We start from the raw sequence: 18,482 nt of genomic DNA, 5'->3' as shown, positions 1-18,482 counted from the left end.
GGCGGGGCCGGCGAAATCGGCATGAATACCTATGTTTACGGGTATGGCCCCGAAGGCAAAGAGCGGCTGATCGTGGTCGATCTGGGCGTGACTTTCCCGGATATGGACGGCTCTCCGGGGGTCGATCTGATCATGGCCGATCTGGCGTGGCTGGAACAAAACGCCGACCGGGTCGAGGCGATTTTCATCACCCACGCACACGAAGACCACATCGGCGCGCTGGCGCATTACTGGCCGAAGCTGCGCAAGCCGATCTATGCGCGCAAGTTCACGGGCCGGATCGGGCAGCTTAAGCTGGAAGAGGCGGGGATTTCGGGCGACGAGATCACCATCGTCGAGCCGCGCCCGCATACGATCGAGGTTGGTCCCTTCAAGGTGCAATTCGTGCCGGTGTCGCACTCGATCCCCGAAAGCTCGGGGCTGGTGATCGACACGCCCGCGGGCCGCGTTGTGCATACGGGCGACTTCAAACTCGACGGCAACCCCGTCGTGGGCGAGGCGTTCAACCCCGAGCTTTGGCACGAGATCGCGAACGAGGGGGAGGGGGTCAAGGTTCTGACCTGCGATTCCACCAACATCTTTTCGCCGCAGCCCGGCCGTTCCGAGGCGACGCTGGTCGGCCCGCTGACCGAACTGATCCGCCAGCAAGAGGGGATGATCGTCGCGACGACCTTTGCCTCGAACGTGGCGCGCCTGAAAACGCTGGCCGAGGCGGGCAAAGCGGCGGGGCGGCATATCTGCCTTCTGGGGCGCGCGATGCGCCGGATGGTCTCGGCGGCCGAGGAAACCGGCGTCCTGACCGGCTTTCCGGGCGTTGTCAGCCCCGAGGATGCGGTCGATCTGCCGCGCAACAAGATGATGCTGATCGTCACCGGCTCGCAGGGCGAGCGGCGGGCGGCCTCGGCGGCACTCAGCCGTGGCAAATATCTGGGCCTCCAGATGAAAGAGGGCGACAGCTTCCTGTTCTCGTCGAAAACCATCCCCGGTAACGAACGCGGCGTGATCCGCATCATGAACGCGTTCTCCGAGATGGGCGTCGAGGTGATCGACGACCACGGCGGGCTTTACCATGTGTCGGGCCACGCGAACCGCCCCGACATCGAGGCTGTGCATGACCTGTTGAAACCGCAGATCGTCATTCCGATGCATGGCGAGCACCGCCATCTGCGCGAGCATATGAAGCTGGCGCAATCGAAGGGGCTGGCCTCGGAAGTTGCGACCAATGGCACGATGCTGGACCTGTCGGGCGAATGGCCGAAGGTGGTCGAATATATCGAAACGGGGCGCACCTATCTGGATGGCTCGGTGCTTATCGGCTCGATGGACGGGGTTGTGCGCGACCGTATCCGTATGGCGCTGAACGGGCATGTGCTGATCACCGTGATCATCGACGAGGACGATCAGCCCCTGGGCGAGGCCTGGGTCGAGCTGATGGGCCTGCCCGAGGTTGGCAAGCGTGGCCTGCCGGTCGCGGATCAGATCGAGGACGAGCTGTCCGAGTTTCTGGAGCGCGCGCCCGACAAGATCCTGTCCAACGATGACAAGATGGACGACGCGATCCGCCGCATCGCCCGTCAGGTCACGATGGAAGAGGTTGGCAAGAAACCCGAGGTGACGGTCGTTGTCTCGCGGCTGATGCCAGCGTGATCTGATGCAAGGCCCGCCAGTGGCGGGCCTTTGCTTTAGCCTCGGGCCGGTCCGAGTTCAGACACCTCGCGCCAGAAACGCGGCGTGAACAGCACGAAGACAGTCAGCATTTCCAGCCGTCCAAGGAACATCCCCAAAATCAGCAAAAGTTTCGCCGGATCGCTGAGCGTCGCGAAATTACCCGCCGGTCCGATGATGTCACCAATGCCCGGGCCGACATTCGCCAGCGAGGTTAACGCCGCGCTGGTCGCAGTCGTCATATCCACCCCCATCAGCGTCAATGCGATCGAAAGGGCGGCAAACGTGGCGGCGTAGAAGATAAAGAACGAGACCACACCGCTGGCGACGTCTTCATCGACGCGACGCCCTTCGTATTTGACAGACACAACACGGTTGGGCGAATAGACGCGCGAGATTTGCGCCCGCGCGAGGCGAAAGAAGATCAGCCAGCGCATCGCCTTGGCTCCGCCTGCGGTGGACCCCGTGCAGCCCCCGACTGCCATCAGGAAGAAGAAGGCAACGACTGCCAAGGTGCCCCAAAGCGTGTAGTCCTCGGTTGCGTAACCTGTTGTGGTTACGACCGAAATCACGTTGAACGAAACCATGCGGAGCGCGTCGAACAGCCCGACGTCGCGCGTGAACACCATCCAGAGCGTAAGAACCGAAATCACCCCCGCAAGGCTCCAAAGCATCATGCGGACCTGTTCCGAGGCAAAAGAGCCACGATAAACCCCGCGGATATACCACGCAAACGGCAGCCCCCCGAGCAGCATGAACAGTGTTGCGGACCATTGCAGGAACGGGCTTTGGAAATGCCCGAACGAGGCGTCATAGCCCGAATAGCCGCCCGTCGAGAGCGTGGTCATCGCGTGCGTAATCGCGTCGAACAGGTTCATCCCGCCCGCCAGATAGACAATCGCGCAAAGCACGATCAGGCCCGCGTAGATTTGCAGTGTTGCCGTGGCGAAAAGGGCAGCCGAGCGCAGTTCCTTGTCGCCCTTGTCCGAGCTTTCGGTGCGAAAAAGCTGCATCCCCCCGACCTTGAGGATCGGCAAAAGCGCAATCGCGGTGACGATAAAGCCCACACCGCCGACCGCCTGCAACATCGCGCGCCACATGATGATCCCGCGCGGCGTCTGGTCGAGGCCGCTCATCACGGTGGAGCCGGTGGTGGTGATGCCAGACATCGCCTCGAAAAATGCGTCCGTTGGTGACAACTGCCATAGCGCCAGCGGCACCGCGCCCGCCAGCGCCGCCGACATCCAGACCGAGGAGGTCATCAGGAAGGTGTGGAGCCGCTGCATCCCCTTCAGATCAGCCGAGGAGACAAGGCAAAGCGCCGTTCCAGCCAGCCCGACCAGCATCGCCGCCAGCATAAATACGCCCGCCGTGGCATGGAAAAACGCTGCATCCACCACCATCAAAGCGGCAAAAAACAACAGCGTCAGTCCATTGACGAAGATGACAAAGCTCAAGTTCTACCTCATCCCAGATAGACGGTTCCCGCAGGGTAGGAAATCCGCCGTGGCGTTTTGGACGCCAACAGAAAGCCGATGGTCAGAGGGCCGACGCGCCCTGCAAACATAATCGCCATAATCAGGATACGGCCGCCCGTGTCAAAGTCCGATGTGATGCCGCGCGACAGGCCGACCGTGCCGAAAGCCGAGGCGGTTTCGAAGGCAAGGTCAAGGAATTCGCCCTCATGCAGCAACAGCATCCCGAAAAGCGCAATGAAAATCAGGAGTATAGAGATCATCGCCAGTGCCAGAACCTTAAGGATCTGCCCCGTGCCGATGCTGCGCCCGAAGATGTCGATTGTTTCGCGGCGGCGGAAAAATGCGACTGTCGCAAGGATCAGGATGATGAAGGTCGTGACTTTGATCCCGCCGCCGGTCGAGGTCGACCCCGCGCCGATCACCATCAGCGTGATGAACATCAACGACGTGCTGTCGCGCAACCCGCCAATGTCGACCGTGTTGAAGCCCGCCGTGCGTGTCGAGGCCGCCTGAAACCAGCTCGCCCACATCCGTGCGGGCCATTCAAGCGCGCCAAGCGTCGCGGGGTTCGTCCACTCCATCAGCGCAAACGCAAGCGTCGACCAGAGCAGCAAAGCGCCCGTGCCGACCAGCATCAGCTTGGTATGGAGCGAAAACCGCCGCCATTCGCGCTGCTGCCAGATGTCGGCGGCGACGGTAAACCCAAGCCCGCCGAAAATGAACAAAAGCGGCACGACGATGTTGATGACCGGATTGCCGACCCATCGGCTCAGGCTGTCGGGAAACAGCGCAAATCCCGCGTTGTTAAAGGCCGAAACCGCGTGAAAGAGTGCCTGCCACAGCCCCGCTTTCATCCCGAACTCGGGCACAAAGACGAAGGCCAGAAAGGCGGCGCCGACCAGTTCGCACAGCAGCACGACGCGCAAGATCATCTTGGTCAGGTAAAACAGATCGGTGGCCGAGGTCTGGTTCAGGTCTTCGCGCAGATATAGCCGGTGCGAAAATCCAAGCGGCACGCCAAGCATCGTCAGGATGAGCACCGCAAAGGTCATCAGCCCAAGCCCGCCAAGCTGGATGAGAACGGTGATAACCGCTTGCCCGAAAAGGGTAAAACCGCTGCCTGTGTCAACTACCGCCAGCCCCGTTACGGTGACGGCAGAGGTCGAAGTGAACAGCGCATCCGACCACGAAATCGGCCCTGTCGTCGCAGTCGGCAGCTTGAGCGCCATCGCGCCGAGCAGAATGAAACCCGCGTAAAGCAGGACCAGAATAAGGGGCGGGGGCAGGTGGGCTTTGCGCCGCTTGACCGCGTGGAAAGCCATCGCTCAGGCACCGGTCCGAAGCGAATCTCCGAACCGCCGCAGGTCGCCGCGCTTGCCAAGCAGCAAGAGCTTGTCGCCCTCTTGCATGGCGACGAAGCCCCGGAAATCGGTCCCGCGCATCACGCCAAGCGAGCGCAGATCATAGCGCGTCAGGATTGCGGGATCATTGGCCTGAATACCTGCAAGGCTTGCGGGCACGGTGAAATCGACGACGTGATAGCCGTTGCCAAGGCTGACGTAGTCGCGCACCAGCGGGTTGTGGAGCATCTGCGCGATATGCTGGCCGACCTCTTGCTCGGGCAGGATCACCCGGTCCGCGCCGAGTTTGCTCAGGATGCGGTGATGCGTGCGGGTCATCGCTTTCGCCCAGATCGTCTCGACGCCAAGCAGGCGGATATTCATCAGGCACAGGATGTTTGCCTCAATATCCTCGCCGATCGCAACCACCGCCACATCGTAATTGGCCACCCCCGCCTCGCGCAGCGCGGCCTCGTCCTTGCCGTCCGCGATGATCGCCTCGGTCAGCGTGTCCGCCAGACGGGTGACGTTCTTTTCATCGGTGTCGATGCCCAGAACGGGGTTTCCAAAGCGGGCCAGCTCGCCCGCGACCGTGCTGCCAAATGTCCCAAGACCGATGACAACGAAGGAACGGGGTTTCATGAGTTAACCTTTCAGCACAAAAACGCGCGCGCATCAGAACCCGAAACCGGAGAAAAATTCAAGCGCGGAGAATTGGACAGGCTAGCCTATGGGGGGCCGGCGTCTAACTCCGGTGGTGGGGAGGCTGCGTAAGAAAGGCGATCAGCGCCTTGATATCCAACGGCTTTGATAGAACCAGATCGGCGCCTGCGCGATGGAAGCGCTCCATGTCATCGCCCACGGTTGCCGCCGTCAGGCCGATCATCGGGAAATCGAAGCCGCGCTCTCGCAGCGTGCGCACCAGAAGGTCACCCTCCATCTCGGGCATGAACAGGTCTGTTATCAGTACATCGGGGGGCACATCAGCCACAATATCAAGCGCCTCGATCCCCGACCGCGCCAGCGAGACGGAGGCAAAACGCTTTCCCAGAAGCGATTTCATCACATCTGCGACCAGCGCGTTGTCCTCGACCAGGAGCACATCCAGATCGAGATGATCGGCGTTGATCTGTTCGGTCAGTTCAGGGGCTGCCAGAGCGGCGGTATGCTCTTCGGGAACCGCCAGCGTATAGCAGGCCCCGCGTCCGGTATCTATATATTCGATTGTCCCGCCCAGAAGCTCGACCGCGGTTTTCGCGATGTATAGCCCCAGCCCGCTGCCATCGGCCTGCGTGCGCGGGTCTTTGCTGCCGCGCTCGAAGGGTTGGAACAGGCGCTCGACCTGATCGGGTGGGATGCCCATGCCGTCATCGCGCACGCTCCAGTGGCTCCACATGCGCCCCTCGTCATCCAGCCGCTCTTCGAAGCCGATCTCGACAAAGCGTCCATGCGAATGGATCAGCGAGTTCCGCAGGAGGTTGCCCAGCAATTGCTTGAGCCGCGCCTGATCGCCCATCCGGTGCTGTGCCGCCCCCGCCCCAAGCGTCACGACGATCTGCATCCGGTGCCGCTCGGCCTGTGCCTGATAGGTGTTGCGCAGGGTTTCGGCCAGATCGGCGGGCGCATAGGGCACAAGGCGCACAGCAAGGTTCTGATCGGGGTTCACCGCCTGGCGCATGTCCGAGAGCACCTCGAGCAATTGCCCCGATGCCTCGCGCATCTTCGGCAGGATTTCCTGAACGGTCTCGGGCGACAGCTCGTCGATCAGCATTGCCATGACCGAGGCGGGCGTCCTGATTTCATGCGATACGATGGAGAACATGCGCCGCTGCTTCTCGTCCTTTTGTTCCAGATCCTCAAGCGCCTCGCGCAGCGCGGTCTGCTGGTTATGCTGGCGCGTTATATCAAGCAGCAGACCGTAGGCGAGCTTGGCCCCGCTTTCCGCCCGCTCGCCCCAGACAAACATACGCGCCATCCGCTCGTCTCCGGGACGGCGGATGATCCGCAGGACAAGGTTCTCGGATTGCCCCGGCTCGATCACACCAAGAGTTTTGAGCAGGGAATGCCCTTCGGGAGCGATTTTGTCGAATGCCTCGGGCACGGTGATAAAGCTCTCGCGCGTTCCCAGGACCCGCATCGCGGTGCGGTCCAGCTGGATGATCGCCTTGTTCTGGTTCACCACGAACAGGCCGACATCGGCGAAATCGCGGGCGGCATCAAGGCGCAGGATACTTAGCTGGCTGGTGCTTTCCCGATGTGCGACATATCCGCGATAGGCCAGCACCCCACCCAGAAACAGCAACAGCAAGATCGAGTAATATTCGAGATACCTGTCTTGCGGCGTTGCCGGCACAATGTCCTTCAGGAAATTCCCCGTTACGGCGGCATATGTGGCCACGCCCACGGTCAGCGCCAGCGGCGCGATCGGCCCGGGGATGATCAGGCTGAGGATCAGCGCGACAACTGCCGCATCGACACTGGCATAGCCGCCGAACCCGTTTGCATGAAGGATCGACACGATCAGGAATATCAGAACCACCGGCGCGATATAGGACAGATCCTTGCGCGCGGGCTGGTTCAGAAAGGCCAGAAGAAAGACCAGAATAACGGTGCACCCGCGCAGGATACGCTTGAGCGAGAGGTCGATGAAATTCGCGTCGAAACCAAGAAGTTTCTGGATGTCGGGAGACAGGGTGGCCATATAGCTTGCCAGCATCCCCAGCATCACAAGATTGAGGATCAGGAACGCGCCTTGCGCGGCAAAGGCCAAAAGCAGGTCGGCACGATAGGGCGTCATACGGAATCGGGCCTTCTTATAGGCGAAATCGGCCAGAAGCCCGTTCAGAACGCCCGCAACACCGTTCGCCAGAAAAAACACCGCCACAACCTGAGGTGCTTCTACGAGTAGGGTGAACCAGGCGTCGTTTTGCGCGAAGGGCAGGGCAATCGGCACAACGAGCATGGACAGGAACACCAGTGTCGGTATCCAGAACAGGCGTGTCGGGTAGATGATTATGCCGATGGTGATGGTGAAAAAGGCGATATGCGGCGTGTATTGCACCGCAAAATGGTTCGATCCGTTGAAGGCAGCGCCATAGGACATGGCAATCGTCCAGCCCAGAATGACCGGAAAGAAGAACAACAAGAACCGGAAAGGGTGCAGCCGCACGGTCCGGCGCAACCGGTAGAGGCGGGACACGGCAAAGCCGTCACGCAATGGCTCGGCCGGTGCGGTTTTGCGGTGCCTGAATATCGAAAGCAGCGCCTTCATATCTGTTTTTTCGCACCAATTCCGTTTGATAGTGGGGGCGAGCATATGGTGCATCACCTCGCCCTTGGTATGCAAGCTGGCTATTCAGATAACGCGAAATTTGTTGATCTTAGGTAAAAAAAGAGGGGCCGCAGCCCCTCTTTGGATGTCGATGATCTGGCAGATCAGTCGTCGTCATTGCCATCGTGGTCGTCGTTGCCGCCATCGTCATCTGAACCACCGTGATCGTCGTTGCCGCCATCGTTGTTGGAGCCACCGTGGTCGTCGTTGTTGCTGTCGTTATCGGAACTACCGTGATCGTCGTCGTTGTCAGAGCCGTTGTCGTCCCAACCGTAACCGTCGTCGGAGCCTGAAACCGAGGTCCCGGTCGTGCCGCGATTGTCGTCGTCATAGCCGTCATGGCCGTCGTCGTTCTCGTGATCGGAGTATGAACCTGCAGTTGCCGAAATCCGCGCAATATCGCCCGAGTGATCGGTGTCGTTGTCACGCTCGATCGACTGGCTCAGCACGGCACCCGACGAAGACGACAGGCGCATCTCGAGTTTGGGCTGCGTGGAGCTATAGGCTTCGATCTTGCTGGAGGTCGCGCCCCGCTTCACCTGGAAATGGGTGTAGCCCTGGCTGAACAGCTCCTGAATCTTGGCGTCAACCGCGTCGGCGGCCATTGCGCCCGACGAAAGGGCAAAGAAAGCGGCGGTTGTGAAAAGCTTGAGTTTCATGGGTTCATCCTCGTTATGTTACATGGTTTCGATGCCGTCCGGTTGCTGTCGGGAAGAGTTTTCGGACCGGCATTGACGAGAGGATGTGAAGAAAATGGGACGGAATAAATGTAACCTTGGTCATATGACCAGATGTGCGCTCCGTAATATGACCTGAGTCATATATATTTCTATTTGAATACGATGTATGACTTTGGTCATGAAAACAGTTCTCAAAAACCCCGCTTCGCGCATCGGCACTGCACTCATGATCGTGTGCGCCGCCTTTTTTGTCTGGGATGTCAGTGTCGACATCTATGAACATGCAACCACCGGGAAAACCTATACAAACTCGCAGCTTGTCCATGTGATTTTCGAGTTTGTCGTCGTGCTTGGCCTTGGCTATGGCATCTATTCGGTCTGGATGTTCCGGCAGTTGATGGCGGAGCGCGCGCAAAGTCAGGAGGACACGATCACCCTTTTGCGCGGCAGTTTCGACAAGGTGATCCACCAGCGTTTCGAGGATTGGGCGCTGACGGGCGCCGAGCGTGACATCACCATCTATATCCTCAAGGGCATGTCCACTGCCGATATTGCGATGGCGCGCGGGGTGTCGCTCGGGACGATCAAGAACCAGACGACAGCAGTGTTTCGCAAGATCGGGGTCTCTTCGCGTAACGAGTTGATGAGCGTGTTCATGGACGAGTTTCTGGACGGCGCGACCGACGAAAACGCGCTCGACGAGGCGTAGCTGGCGCGCCTTTGTGCGGCTACGACCTTAGTCCTGCGGCAAAATTCGCCTTTGCGAAGCATCTGAAAACGCGCAATCCTTGGGAAAAGAGGAGGCGCCACGATGAGTCTTGCGAAACGGCATTGGGTTCCAAACCAGTGCGAAACTCTGGTGCAGCGGATTGCAGCAAGGGTTTCGACGCAGCCGTCCGATGCAATTCTGGCCCAGATCGGCAATCTGGCGGCGCACAACCGCGAAATTCACGAAAAAGAGTGCTTTAACCTTAATCCCGCGACCAATGTGATGAACCCGCGCGCCGAGGCGCTGCTGGCCTCGGGGATCGGGTCGCGCCCCTCGCTTGGCTATCCGGGCGACAAATACGAAATGGGCCTTGAGGCGATCGAAGAGATCGAGGTGATCTGCGCAGAGCTGTGTGCCGAGGTGTTTGACGCCGATTACGCCGAGATCCGGGTGCCCTCGGGCGCGATTGCCAATCTTTACGGCTTTATGGCGACCTGCAAACCGGGCGATACGATCATAGCGCCGCCTGCGTCTGTCGGCGGGCATGTGACCCATCACGGGGCGGGCTGCGCGGGGCTTTACGGGCTGCGCACGGTGTCTGCGCCGATTTCGGCGGATGGCTATAGCGTTGATATTGACGGCTTGCGCGCTCTGGCGCATCGCGAGCGCCCCAGGCTGATCACCATCGGCGCGAGCCTGAACCTGTTCGAGCACCCCGTCGCCGAGGCGCGCGCGATTGCCGATGAGGTCGGGGCGAAGCTGATGTTCGACGCGGCCCACCAATGCGGCGTGATCGCGGGCAAGGCTTGGGGGAACCCGCTGAAGATGGGCGCGCATTTCATGACGATGAGCACCTACAAAAGCCTTGGCGGGCCAGCGGGCGGGCTGATCGTGACGAATGAGGCAGACATTGCCAAGGCGCTGGATGCGATTGCCTTTCCGGGCATGACTGCGAATTTCGATGCTGCGAAATCGGCGGCTCTGGCGGTGACGATGCTTGATTGGCGCGATCACGGTGAGGATTACGCGGCCGAAATGGTGGCGGTCTCGATGGCGCTGGCCGAGGCACTGGACGAGGTCGGGATGCCGGTCTTCAAAGGGCAGGGCGGAGAGGCCACGCGCTCGCACCAGTTCGCGCTGGAGGCCGCGCGGTTTGGCGGCGGGCAGGCGGCGTCGAAAACGCTGCGCAAGGCCGGGTTTCTGGCCTGCGGTATCGGTTTGCCGCTGGCAGAGGTCGCGGGCGATATGAACGGGTTGCGCATCGGCACGCCCGAGCTGGTCCGCTGGGGCATGACGGCGGCGGATGCGCCGCGCATGGCCGGTCTGATCGCCGAGGCGCTGACGTGGCCCGATCCTGAGACCCTTGCCCCCGAGGTCGCCGAATGGCGTCGCCATTTCGGGCGGCTGCATTTCATCAATTGCGCATAGGCTCTGGAACCTTTGGGGCATCGGGGCTATGCCAAGGGCCACTCCCGCGCCCCAAGGAAGCCCTATGCCCTTTGCCCTGACCGATCTGCGCGCTTTGGCCGATCTGCCTTTCGACGAGATTATCGACGCGCGCTCGCCCTCGGAATTCGCCGAGGACCATATCCCCGGTGCGATCAACCTGCCGTCCCTGTCGGATGCCGAGCGCGCCGAGGTCGGCACGATCTATGTGCAAGAAGACCCGTTTCTGGCGCGCAAACTGGGCGCGGCCTATGTGGCGCGCAATGTGGCCGACCACCTGCAAGGGCCGCTCGCGGATCGCACGGGCGGGTGGAAACCTTTGGTCTATTGCTGGCGGGGCGGGCAGAGGTCTGGCGCGTTCACTGTGATCCTGAAACAGATCGGTTGGCGCGCGGATCTGGTCGATGGCGGCTATCGCGCCTATCGCCGCCTGGTCAGTGAGGCTTTGTATGAAACCCCGTGGCCTGTTCCCGTCATCCTGATCGACGGCAACACGGGCACCGCCAAGACGCGGCTTTTGCACCAGATTGCCAAGGCGGGCGGGCAGATCCTTGACCTTGAGGCGATGGCCGAGCATCGCGGCTCGCTGTTCGGGCCGATGAGCGAACACCAGCCTTCGCAAAAGATGTTCGAAAGCCGTCTGGCGCAGGCGCTGGTCGGGCTTGATCCCGCGCGGCCCGTGTTTGTCGAGGCGGAAAGCTCGAAGATCGGCAATCTGATGGTGCCGCCCTCGCTGTGGAAGGTGATGATCGACGCGCCGCGCTATTTCATCACCGCGCCGATAGAGGCCCGCGTCGGGCATCTGCTAGAGGAATACCGCGATGTGATCGGGGCACCTGCGACGCTGGATGCGATTCTGGCCAAGCTGATCCGTTATCACGGGCACGAACAGATCGCTGCATGGCGTGCGCTGGCCGGGGCGGGCGATCATGCCGCTCTGGCGGCAGAGCTTGTCGCGCTCCATTACGACCCGCGCTATGCCCGCATCACCCGCCATGACGCGCATGTGCCGCTTGATTTGCCCGATCTGTCCGAGGCGACGCTGGCGCGCGTGGCGGAGCGTCTGCTTAGCGACAGCTAATCGCAGGCGCGCCCGCAGTCAGTTTCCCGATCCGCGCGGCGTTAAACCCCATCGCGCGAAGCTGATCCACAATCGCATCGGCGTGACCCGCAGGCAGCGCGGCCAGAAGGCCACCTGCCGTTTGCGGATCATGCAGCAAAACACCGCGCGGGCCGGCCGCCCCCTCGACGGGCGCGGCGGCAAGGTTGGCGGGATAGATGGTCGAGCGATGCCCCGCCGCGGCCAGATCAAGCGCGCCCGCGTAGGTGGGAATTGCCTCCAGATCGAGGGTCGCCGCCAGCCTCGAGGCGTTGCAAATCGCCATCAGATGCCCCGCAAGGCCAAAGCCTGTCACATCGGTCATCGCATGGGCGAGCGGAGCCAAAAGGGTCGCCGCGTCACCCTGCGCGCGCGTCATGCTTTGGAACAGCCGCGCCACATCGCGCCCGTCGGCGGCGCCTTGCATCTCGGCGGCCAGAATGGTGCCCGAGCCGATGGGTTTCGTCAGCACCAGCGCGTCGCCTGCCTCAGCGCCCGCGATTGTAATGGGGGCATCGGGCGCAAGGCCCGTCAGCGTCAGGCCTATCGTCATCTCGGCCCCCATGGTTGAATGCCCGCCGACGATCTCGGCCCCGGTGGCGCGAAGAACGGTGTCGGTTTCGCGCAAAATCTCGGCCATGGTGCGGGCTTGCAGCGCTTGTGACATGCGCGGCAGGGTGACCGATAGCAGCGCGGCTTGTGGCGCGGCCCCCATCGCCCAGATGTCGCCAAGCGCGTGGATGGCGGTGATGCGCGCCAGAAGCGCCGGATCATTGGTGAAGGCGCGCAGATGGTCGGTCGTCAGAACCTGCTGCTGCCCGCCAATCGACAGGATCGCCGCATCGTCACCCGGGCCAGAGAGCACATCGGCGCGCGTGCCTTGGGGCAGGGCGGCAAGCGCGCTGGTCAATGTGCCGGGGCCGACCTTCGATCCGCAGCCGCCGCACAGGGGCTTGAAGGGGCTGGTCTCTTCGGGGGCATAGGCGACGGGGCCTTTGGGGGCGGGGGGCTCCATCGCGGGCAGGGTGCGGAACATTTCCATGAAACGCTGGTCGATGCGGTTTTTCCATCGCCAGAGGCGCGGGCCCGAAAAGGTCATGCCCCATTTCTCGGCCAGGGCGGATTTGCGCCCAAGCGAGACGAGTTTCAGATAGTCCTTTTGCGGATGGAAGGCGCGCGTTTTGCCCCCCGTCAAAAGCGCGATCAGGTTGTCCGACAGAATCGGGGCTGCGCGCACGGCGTAAACGCCCGCCTTCGGGCGCGGCGCGTGGGTCAGATGCGCGCAATCCCCCACCGCGAACAGCGTATCAAACCCCTCGACCCGCAGATCGGGGCGGACGCGAATAAACCCGTCATCGGTCAGCGGCAGCCCGCAGCCCGCCAGCCAGCCATGCGCAAAGCTGCCCGCCGCGCCAAGTGTGAAGCGGCTGGGGATGGTGCGCCCGTCGGTCAGGAGAACGCGGGTCGCGGTAATTTCGGCAACGCGCGCCGCAGTGATGACCTCAACCCCCGCCGCGTGCAGCGCGGCCAGCACCCGCGCGGTGGTCTGGCGGTTGTTGGCGGTGATCTCGGGGGCGGCCTCCAGCAGCGCTACGCGCGGAACATGTCCTTGCGCGTGCAGCGCATGTGCGCTGGCCAGTGCCAGTTCAACACCCGCGATGCCCGCGCCGATGACCGCAACCTCGGGTGGGGCAGCGCCTTGCGCGGTCTGATCCAGAAACCCGCGCCAGCGCGCGGCATAAGTATCAAGCGGCTTGACCGGAATCCCGTGTTCGGGAAAGCCCTTAAGTGCGGGCATCTGCGCGTGAATACCCACATCAATCGAGGCGATGTCATACTCGACCGCGCCATGCCCTGCGACGGTGACGGTTTTCGCAATCGGGTCAATCGCGGTTGCCGCGCCAAGGATCAGTCGCGCGCCTGCAAACCGCGCGAGTTTTACCAGATCAATATCCAGTTCCTCGCGTGTGTAATGCCCCGCGATATGGCCGGGCAGCATCCCCGAATAGGGCGCCGTCGGACCGGGGTTGATGATCGTCACACGCACACCCTGAACCGGCGCCATCCCCCACATGCGGGCGACCAGCGCGTGGGTATGGCCGCCTCCGATCAGAACAAGATCACGGGTCAGGGGGAGGGGTGCTAACATCTGGATCGGCCTTTTCACGCTATGCCAAAGCCATACGCCATTTGCGCGCCCCAATCCAAGGGGGCGCGCTGATTAGTCCAGCGTCCGGCGGAAGCGCAAAAGGGCCGCGCCCGACAAAAGCAGCACGAAAATCACCAGCGCCGACATCGGTCCGAAGACCGCGCCAAGATCCGCGCCCTTCAGCATCACGCCCCGGATCAGGCGCAGGAAATGCGTGAGCGGAAAGATCTCGCCCAGGGTTTGCGCCCAGGCGGGCATCCCGCGAAACGGGAACATGAAGCCCGACAGCATCAGCGATGGAAGGAAGAAAAAGAACGCCATCTGCATCGCCTGCATCTGCGTGCGCGCGACGGTGGAAATCAGGTAGCCAAGGATCACCAGCGCGAGGACGAAGATCAGCACTCCCGACAGGATCAGCGGCAAGGAGCCGACAAAGGGCACATGGAAAATCGCCCGCGCCGCACCGAGGATCACCACCAACTGCACCGCGCCGACCGCCAGATAGGGCAGGATTTTCCCCAGCATGATCTCGAAGGGCGTGGCGGGCATCGACAAGAGGTTCTCCATCGTGCCGCGCTCGCTTTCGCGGGTGAGCGCCATCGCCGTCATCATCACCAGCGTGAGCTGCAAGATCACCCCCAACAGCCCCGGCACGATATTATATTGCGTGATGCCTTCGGGGTTATAGCGCTTGTGCACCGTGATTTGCAGCTTTTTCGCCTGTTCTTCCTCACTTGGCCGCGTGCCGGTCTCGCGGGCCAGCGCATCGGCCGCAACTGTGCCAAGCGTGGAAATCGCGCCCGAGGCGACCGAGGGGTCGGTTGCATCGGCCTCGATCAGGATCGTCGGATTGTCGCCCAGCTCGACGCGGCGGCCAAAATCGGACGGCACGGTGACGACGAAAGACACCTCGCCCTCGGCCATCATCTTTTCGGCCTCGGCCGCTTCGGCATCAGGCGCGACAAAGCGGTAATAGCCCGTCAGCTCCAGCGCCGAGACGATCGCGCGGGTGTAGCGGTCCTGCGTGGGGGCGACGAGGGCGGCGGGTAGCTCTTTCGGGTCGGTGTTGATGGCAAAGCCGAACAGCATCAACTGAATGAGCGGAATACCCAGCATCATCGCGAAGGTCACGCGGTCGCGGCGCATCTGGATCGTCTCTTTTGACAAAAGCGCGCCAAGGCGGCGGAAAGAGAAAAACCGGCTCATGACATATTATCCGTCGAGGCGCCCATGAACTGAATGAACACGTCTTCAAGGCTGGTGGGGGTGGGGTCGAAACGGTTGCCGGTCTCTTGGGCTATGCGCGCGACGGTGGCTTGCAAAGCCGCCGCATCGGACCCTACCACATGAAGCGAATTGCCAAAGGGCGCGACCTGATCGACACCCGCTTGCCCGCGCAAGGCCCGCGCGGCCTGCGCCAGCCTTGGCCCTTCAAGAACATAGGTCACAAGCCCCGCGCCTTTAACCACTTCGTCCACCGTGCCGCGCGCAACCAGCTTGCCATAAGAGATATAGTTGATCCGGTGGCAGCGCTCGGCCTCGTCCATATAGTGCGTCGAAACAAGCACGGTCAGCCCGTCGGCGGCAAGCTGGTGGATCTCATCCCAGAAATCGCGCCGCGCCTTTGGGTCAACGCCCGCGGTCGGTTCGTCCAGCATCAGAAGGCGGGGGCGGTGCATGATGCAGGCGGCCAGCGCAAGGCGTTGTTTCCAGCCGCCAGAAAGGGCGCCTGCAAGCTGATGGCGGCGGGACGCAAGCCCCAGATCCTCTAGCGTTTCGCGCACCGCGGTGCGGGCGTCTTTCAGCGAGTAAAGGCCCGCAACAAAACGTAAATTCTCTTCGATTGTCAGGTCTTCATAAAACGAAAACCGCTGCGTCATATAGCCGATCTCGCGCTTGATCGCGATGCTTTCGCGCAAGATGTCATAGCCCAGAACGCGACCCTCGCCCGCGTCGGGCGTCAGAAGCCCGCACATCAGCCGGATCGTCGTTGTCTTGCCCGATCCGTTCGGCCCCAGAAACCCCGCGATCTCGCCGCGCGCCACCTCAAGCGAGACGTCGTCAACAACCGTGCGCGCGCCGAAACGCTTGGTCAGGCCGCGAACCGTGATGGCCGGGGCTTCGGTCATTGCGCGTCTCCAAGGGCGACATCGACAATCTGGCCGGGTTTCAACCCGTCTGGCGTGGTCGGCACGGCCTCGACCAGATAAACCAGTTTTTGGCGGTTCTCGAGCGAGTAGATCACCGGCGGCGTGAACTCGGGCGCGTTCGAGACATAGCTCACGCGGGCCGACAGCCCGTCGGAGCAATTGTCGCAATGCACGGCCAGAATGTTGCCCGTGCGGATCTGCGCTATCTCGGTTTCGGGCACATAAAGACGCAGCTTCACGGCACCATCGGGCAAAAGCGTCAGCGCGGGCGCGGCGGGGCCAGCGATCTCGCCGGCTGATCGGATCACATCATGAATTATCCCTGCAGCAGGGGCAGTTAGCGCGCGTTGTTCAAGGTGCCAGCGGGCCAGATCGCGCGCGGCATGGGCGCCCTCGACGGCGGCGCGGGCGGCGGCGATCTCCTGCGCGCGGGCGGGCAGGCGGGCAACCGCCAAAAGTGCCTCGGCCTCGGCCAGCTTGGCCTGGGCGACCTCGGCGGCGGTCACGGCGTCGTCGCGCTGTGCCTCGGTCGCGGCACCGCGTTCGGCAAGGTTGACGATCCGGTCGCGGGTGCGCGTGGCCTCGGTCGCAAAGGCGCGCGCCGATGAAAGCGCGGCCTCGAGCGCGCGGATTTCCTCGGGGCGCTTGCCTTCTTGCAGGTTGGCCAGCGTGCTTTCGGCCTTGGCGAGCGCGGCTTCGGCTTCGGAAAGCGTGATTTCCGCGTCGCGCTGCTCCAGCGTGAAGAGCGCCGCGCCCGCCGCAACCCTGTCACCGCGCGCGACCTGCATTTGTGCAATCCGCGCGGTCGCGACAGGGGCGATGCGGGTATATTCGCCCTCGACATAGCCGGTCGCGAAAGGGGCAGGGGGCAGGCAGGCCGAGAACAGAAGGCTCAGGCCGGGAAGAGAACAGATCAGGGCGCTCATTTTTGGCTCCGCTCAAGCATGGCATGAAGGTTGGCGGTCAGCACCGCGATGATCGCTTCGGCCTCGGGCGGACCGATGGTGGCCCAGCCAAGACGCTTGGTCACAAAAGGGCGCGCGATGCGGAAATAGGCGGCTTGCCCGATCAGCGAAAATGCGGTCAGGCGAATCTCGTCGCTCTCGGGCGGGCGGCCGGTGGCGGCGGCCCAAAGCGCACAGATCTGCCGGTGTTTGGGCTCGAAGAACTCGGCGTAAAGCTGATCTGACACGGCGCCCGGCTCCATCAACTCGCGCAGCATGAAGGCGACAAGGTCTTCGGCGGCGGGGGAGGTCGCCATGAAGGACACAAAGGCGCGGACCAGCGCCTCAAGCCGGGTGCGCGCCTCGGGGGCGGTCAGATCGGGCAGGGGGGCAGGGTCGCCCACCGCCTGCGATACCCGCGCGCCGACCTCTGCCGCGCAGGCCGTCCGCAACCCCGCTTTGCTGCCGAAATGATAGGCGATCGAGGCGATATTCGTATCAGCCATCGCGGCAAGGTCGCGCGTCGAGGTTGCCTCGAACCCCTTATGGCCAAAAAGGTTCAGGCCAGCGCGGATCAGCCGTGAGCGGGTGTCTTGTGGTGTTTGCGGCGTCATGCAGTAATCTTAATCAAACGATTGATTAAAGTCCAGCGCAACAAAAAAGCCACCGCAAATCTGCGGTGGCTTCACGCGGGGCAGGCCCGATGTATCAAAGAATGTGGCGCGCCTGCGCAATCATCACCGCATGGGTGCGGTTGTTCGCGCCGAGTTTCGCGAAAATCGAGCGCATGTGCATCTTGACCGTCACTTCGCTCAGGCCGACCTCGCGCGCGATCTGCTTGTTGGTTTTGCCCGCCGCGACAAGGCCCAGCAGGTTGGTCTCTTGCGTCGAAAGCGCGCTTTGCTTGTTGCTGCGACCGGGCAAACCGCGCCCGCCGACATTGGGCGAGCTCATCAGGCTGACCGGCAGGAACACCTGCCCCGAGTTCACCAGGCGCAGCGCGGCGGCCAGAGATTTGAGCGGCAGGGTTTTCGGGATATAGCCGCGCGCCCCCATCTCGATCGCGGACATCACGAAGTCGGGCAGCGCATTGCCCGAGAAGATGACCACCGCGGTATCCTGCGCCAGATCCAGCAGGCGCCGGACCGAGTCCAGCCCCGACATGCCGGGCATCAGGACATCCAGCAGGATGATGTCGAAACTCTTGCCCTGCTCGATCGCTTCGATCACGCTGTCGAAGGTTTCGACGACCTGCACATGAAAGTCGTTGCCTTCTTCCAGAATGGTCGCGACCGCGTCCCCCATCAGCTGATGGTCGTCAGCGATCAGGACCTGAATTTTCTTGTTCGGCGTTTCTGGCACCATATCGGGCATAGCTGTTATCCGGTTTACCATTTCTTCAGGTCTTTCAAACCAATCGCCCCTATCTTTCGATCTAAACCGCCAGATGAGTTCATTTCAACCTGTCTATACTTAAGAGTTTATAAGGTA

At 62.2% G+C, this 18,482-nt stretch carries 15 protein-coding genes; 4 read left to right on the top strand and 11 right to left on the bottom strand.

Annotated elements, in window-relative coordinates; genetic code table 11:
* Positions 1 to 21: 21 nt before the first annotated feature.
* Positions 22 to 1,647, top strand: a complete 1,626-nt coding sequence (locus tag RYZ20_RS04025; protein WP_317671338.1) for a ribonuclease J — start codon at positions 22 to 24, stop codon at positions 1,645 to 1,647.
* 35 nt (positions 1,648 to 1,682) lie between these two features.
* On the opposite strand, the gene RYZ20_RS04020 is transcribed toward RYZ20_RS04025, so the two are convergent.
* From RYZ20_RS04020 to RYZ20_RS04000, 5 genes are all read right to left on the bottom strand, one after another.
* Positions 1,683 to 3,122 carry a TrkH family potassium uptake protein gene (locus tag RYZ20_RS04020; RefSeq protein ID WP_317670598.1) on the bottom strand — a complete coding sequence of 480 codons (1,440 nt, stop codon included), beginning with the start codon at positions 3,120 to 3,122 and terminating at the stop codon, positions 1,683 to 1,685.
* Between the two features lie 8 nt (positions 3,123 to 3,130).
* Positions 3,131 to 4,465, bottom strand: coding sequence for a TrkH family potassium uptake protein (locus RYZ20_RS04015; RefSeq protein ID WP_317670595.1), 1,335 nt, complete (start codon positions 4,463 to 4,465; stop codon positions 3,131 to 3,133).
* Between the two features lie 3 nt (positions 4,466 to 4,468).
* Entirely contained in the window at positions 4,469 to 5,125 is a 657-nt protein-coding gene (locus tag RYZ20_RS04010) for a potassium channel family protein (protein WP_317670593.1), read from the bottom strand.
* A 103-nt stretch (positions 5,126 to 5,228) separates the two neighbouring features.
* Positions 5,229 to 7,754, bottom strand: coding sequence for an ATP-binding response regulator (locus tag RYZ20_RS04005; protein ID WP_317670591.1), 2,526 nt, complete (start codon positions 7,752 to 7,754; stop codon positions 5,229 to 5,231).
* A gap of 164 nt (positions 7,755 to 7,918) precedes the next feature.
* On the bottom strand, positions 7,919 to 8,473 hold the full coding sequence (locus RYZ20_RS04000) for a hypothetical protein (protein WP_317670589.1): 555 nt from the start codon (positions 8,471 to 8,473) through the stop codon (positions 7,919 to 7,921).
* Positions 8,474 to 8,672: 199 nt separating this feature from the next.
* Between RYZ20_RS04000 and RYZ20_RS03995 the strand changes: the two genes are divergently transcribed.
* The 3 genes from RYZ20_RS03995 to mnmH all read left to right on the top strand — a co-directional run bounded on the left by RYZ20_RS03995 (position 8,673) and on the right by mnmH (position 11,730).
* A complete protein-coding gene (locus tag RYZ20_RS03995; RefSeq protein ID WP_317670587.1) occupies positions 8,673 to 9,203 on the top strand; it encodes a helix-turn-helix transcriptional regulator in 531 nt (176 codons plus the stop codon).
* A gap of 102 nt (positions 9,204 to 9,305) precedes the next feature.
* On the top strand, positions 9,306 to 10,631 hold the full coding sequence (locus RYZ20_RS03990; RefSeq protein WP_317670585.1) for a serine hydroxymethyltransferase: 1,326 nt from the start codon (positions 9,306 to 9,308) through the stop codon (positions 10,629 to 10,631).
* A 64-nt stretch (positions 10,632 to 10,695) separates the two neighbouring features.
* Positions 10,696 to 11,730 carry a tRNA 2-selenouridine(34) synthase MnmH gene (gene mnmH, locus RYZ20_RS03985; protein ID WP_317670583.1) on the top strand — a complete coding sequence of 345 codons (1,035 nt, stop codon included), beginning with the start codon at positions 10,696 to 10,698 and terminating at the stop codon, positions 11,728 to 11,730.
* Here mnmH and selD read toward each other — a convergent pair.
* The 6 genes from selD to RYZ20_RS03955 all read right to left on the bottom strand — a co-directional run bounded on the left by selD (position 11,717) and on the right by RYZ20_RS03955 (position 18,365).
* The gene (gene selD / locus RYZ20_RS03980; protein ID WP_317670581.1) at positions 11,717 to 13,897 is read right to left on the bottom strand and encodes a selenide, water dikinase SelD; all 2,181 of its coding nucleotides are present in this window, start codon (positions 13,895 to 13,897) and stop codon (positions 11,717 to 11,719) included. The two genes, mnmH and selD, sit on opposite strands and share 14 nt — an antisense overlap.
* A gap of 72 nt (positions 13,898 to 13,969) precedes the next feature.
* Positions 13,970 to 15,103, bottom strand: coding sequence for an ABC transporter permease (locus RYZ20_RS03975; RefSeq protein ID WP_317670579.1), 1,134 nt, complete (start codon positions 15,101 to 15,103; stop codon positions 13,970 to 13,972).
* Positions 15,100 to 16,026 carry an ABC transporter ATP-binding protein gene (locus RYZ20_RS03970; RefSeq protein ID WP_317670577.1) on the bottom strand — a complete coding sequence of 309 codons (927 nt, stop codon included), beginning with the start codon at positions 16,024 to 16,026 and terminating at the stop codon, positions 15,100 to 15,102. The genes RYZ20_RS03975 and RYZ20_RS03970 overlap by 4 nt, the downstream gene beginning before the upstream one ends.
* Entirely contained in the window at positions 16,023 to 16,973 is a 951-nt protein-coding gene (locus tag RYZ20_RS03965) for an HlyD family secretion protein (RefSeq protein WP_317670575.1), read from the bottom strand. The genes RYZ20_RS03970 and RYZ20_RS03965 overlap by 4 nt, the downstream gene beginning before the upstream one ends.
* Positions 16,970 to 17,605: a CerR family C-terminal domain-containing protein gene (locus tag RYZ20_RS03960; RefSeq protein ID WP_317670573.1), complete on the bottom strand. Its 636-nt coding sequence runs from the start codon at positions 17,603 to 17,605 to the stop codon at positions 16,970 to 16,972. The genes RYZ20_RS03965 and RYZ20_RS03960 overlap by 4 nt, the downstream gene beginning before the upstream one ends.
* Before the next feature lie 94 nt (positions 17,606 to 17,699).
* Positions 17,700 to 18,365 (bottom strand): response regulator transcription factor, encoded by a 666-nt coding sequence (locus RYZ20_RS03955; RefSeq protein WP_317670571.1) that lies wholly within the window; start codon positions 18,363 to 18,365, stop codon positions 17,700 to 17,702.
* Positions 18,366 to 18,482 lie beyond the last annotated feature (117 nt).

Origin of the sequence: Pseudothioclava alba (genome assembly GCF_033100795.1) — a bacterium.
Taxonomy (GTDB): domain Bacteria; phylum Pseudomonadota; class Alphaproteobacteria; order Rhodobacterales; family Rhodobacteraceae; genus Pseudothioclava.
Note: the sequence above shows the minus strand (reverse complement) of the source record. Positions and strands in the feature narration are given on the sequence as shown.

Bases quoted from the DNA above. Each gene is read 5' to 3' on its own strand.
- RYZ20_RS04025 (WP_317671338.1), top strand. From the start codon at position 22: ATGAATACCTATGTTTACGGGTATGGCCCCGAAGGCAAAGAGCGGCTG.
- RYZ20_RS04015 (WP_317670595.1), bottom strand. From the start codon at position 4,465: ATGGCTTTCCACGCGGTCAAGCGGCGCAAAGCCCACCTGCCCCCGCCC.
- RYZ20_RS04010 (WP_317670593.1), bottom strand. From the start codon at position 5,125: ATGAAACCCCGTTCCTTCGTTGTCATCGGTCTTGGGACATTTGGCAGC.
- RYZ20_RS04005 (WP_317670591.1), bottom strand. From the start codon at position 7,754: ATGAAGGCGCTGCTTTCGATATTCAGGCACCGCAAAACCGCACCGGCC.
- RYZ20_RS04000 (WP_317670589.1), bottom strand. From the start codon at position 8,473: ATGAAACTCAAGCTTTTCACAACCGCCGCTTTCTTTGCCCTTTCGTCG.
- RYZ20_RS03995 (WP_317670587.1), top strand. From the start codon at position 8,673: ATGAAAACAGTTCTCAAAAACCCCGCTTCGCGCATCGGCACTGCACTC.
- RYZ20_RS03990 (WP_317670585.1), top strand. From the start codon at position 9,306: ATGAGTCTTGCGAAACGGCATTGGGTTCCAAACCAGTGCGAAACTCTG.
- mnmH (WP_317670583.1), top strand. From the start codon at position 10,696: ATGCCCTTTGCCCTGACCGATCTGCGCGCTTTGGCCGATCTGCCTTTC.
- selD (WP_317670581.1), bottom strand. From the start codon at position 13,897: ATGTTAGCACCCCTCCCCCTGACCCGTGATCTTGTTCTGATCGGAGGC.
- RYZ20_RS03975 (WP_317670579.1), bottom strand. From the start codon at position 15,103: ATGAGCCGGTTTTTCTCTTTCCGCCGCCTTGGCGCGCTTTTGTCAAAA.
- RYZ20_RS03970 (WP_317670577.1), bottom strand. From the start codon at position 16,026: ATGACCGAAGCCCCGGCCATCACGGTTCGCGGCCTGACCAAGCGTTTC.
- RYZ20_RS03965 (WP_317670575.1), bottom strand. From the start codon at position 16,973: ATGAGCGCCCTGATCTGTTCTCTTCCCGGCCTGAGCCTTCTGTTCTCG.
- RYZ20_RS03960 (WP_317670573.1), bottom strand. From the start codon at position 17,605: ATGACGCCGCAAACACCACAAGACACCCGCTCACGGCTGATCCGCGCT.
- RYZ20_RS03955 (WP_317670571.1), bottom strand. From the start codon at position 18,365: ATGCCCGATATGGTGCCAGAAACGCCGAACAAGAAAATTCAGGTCCTG.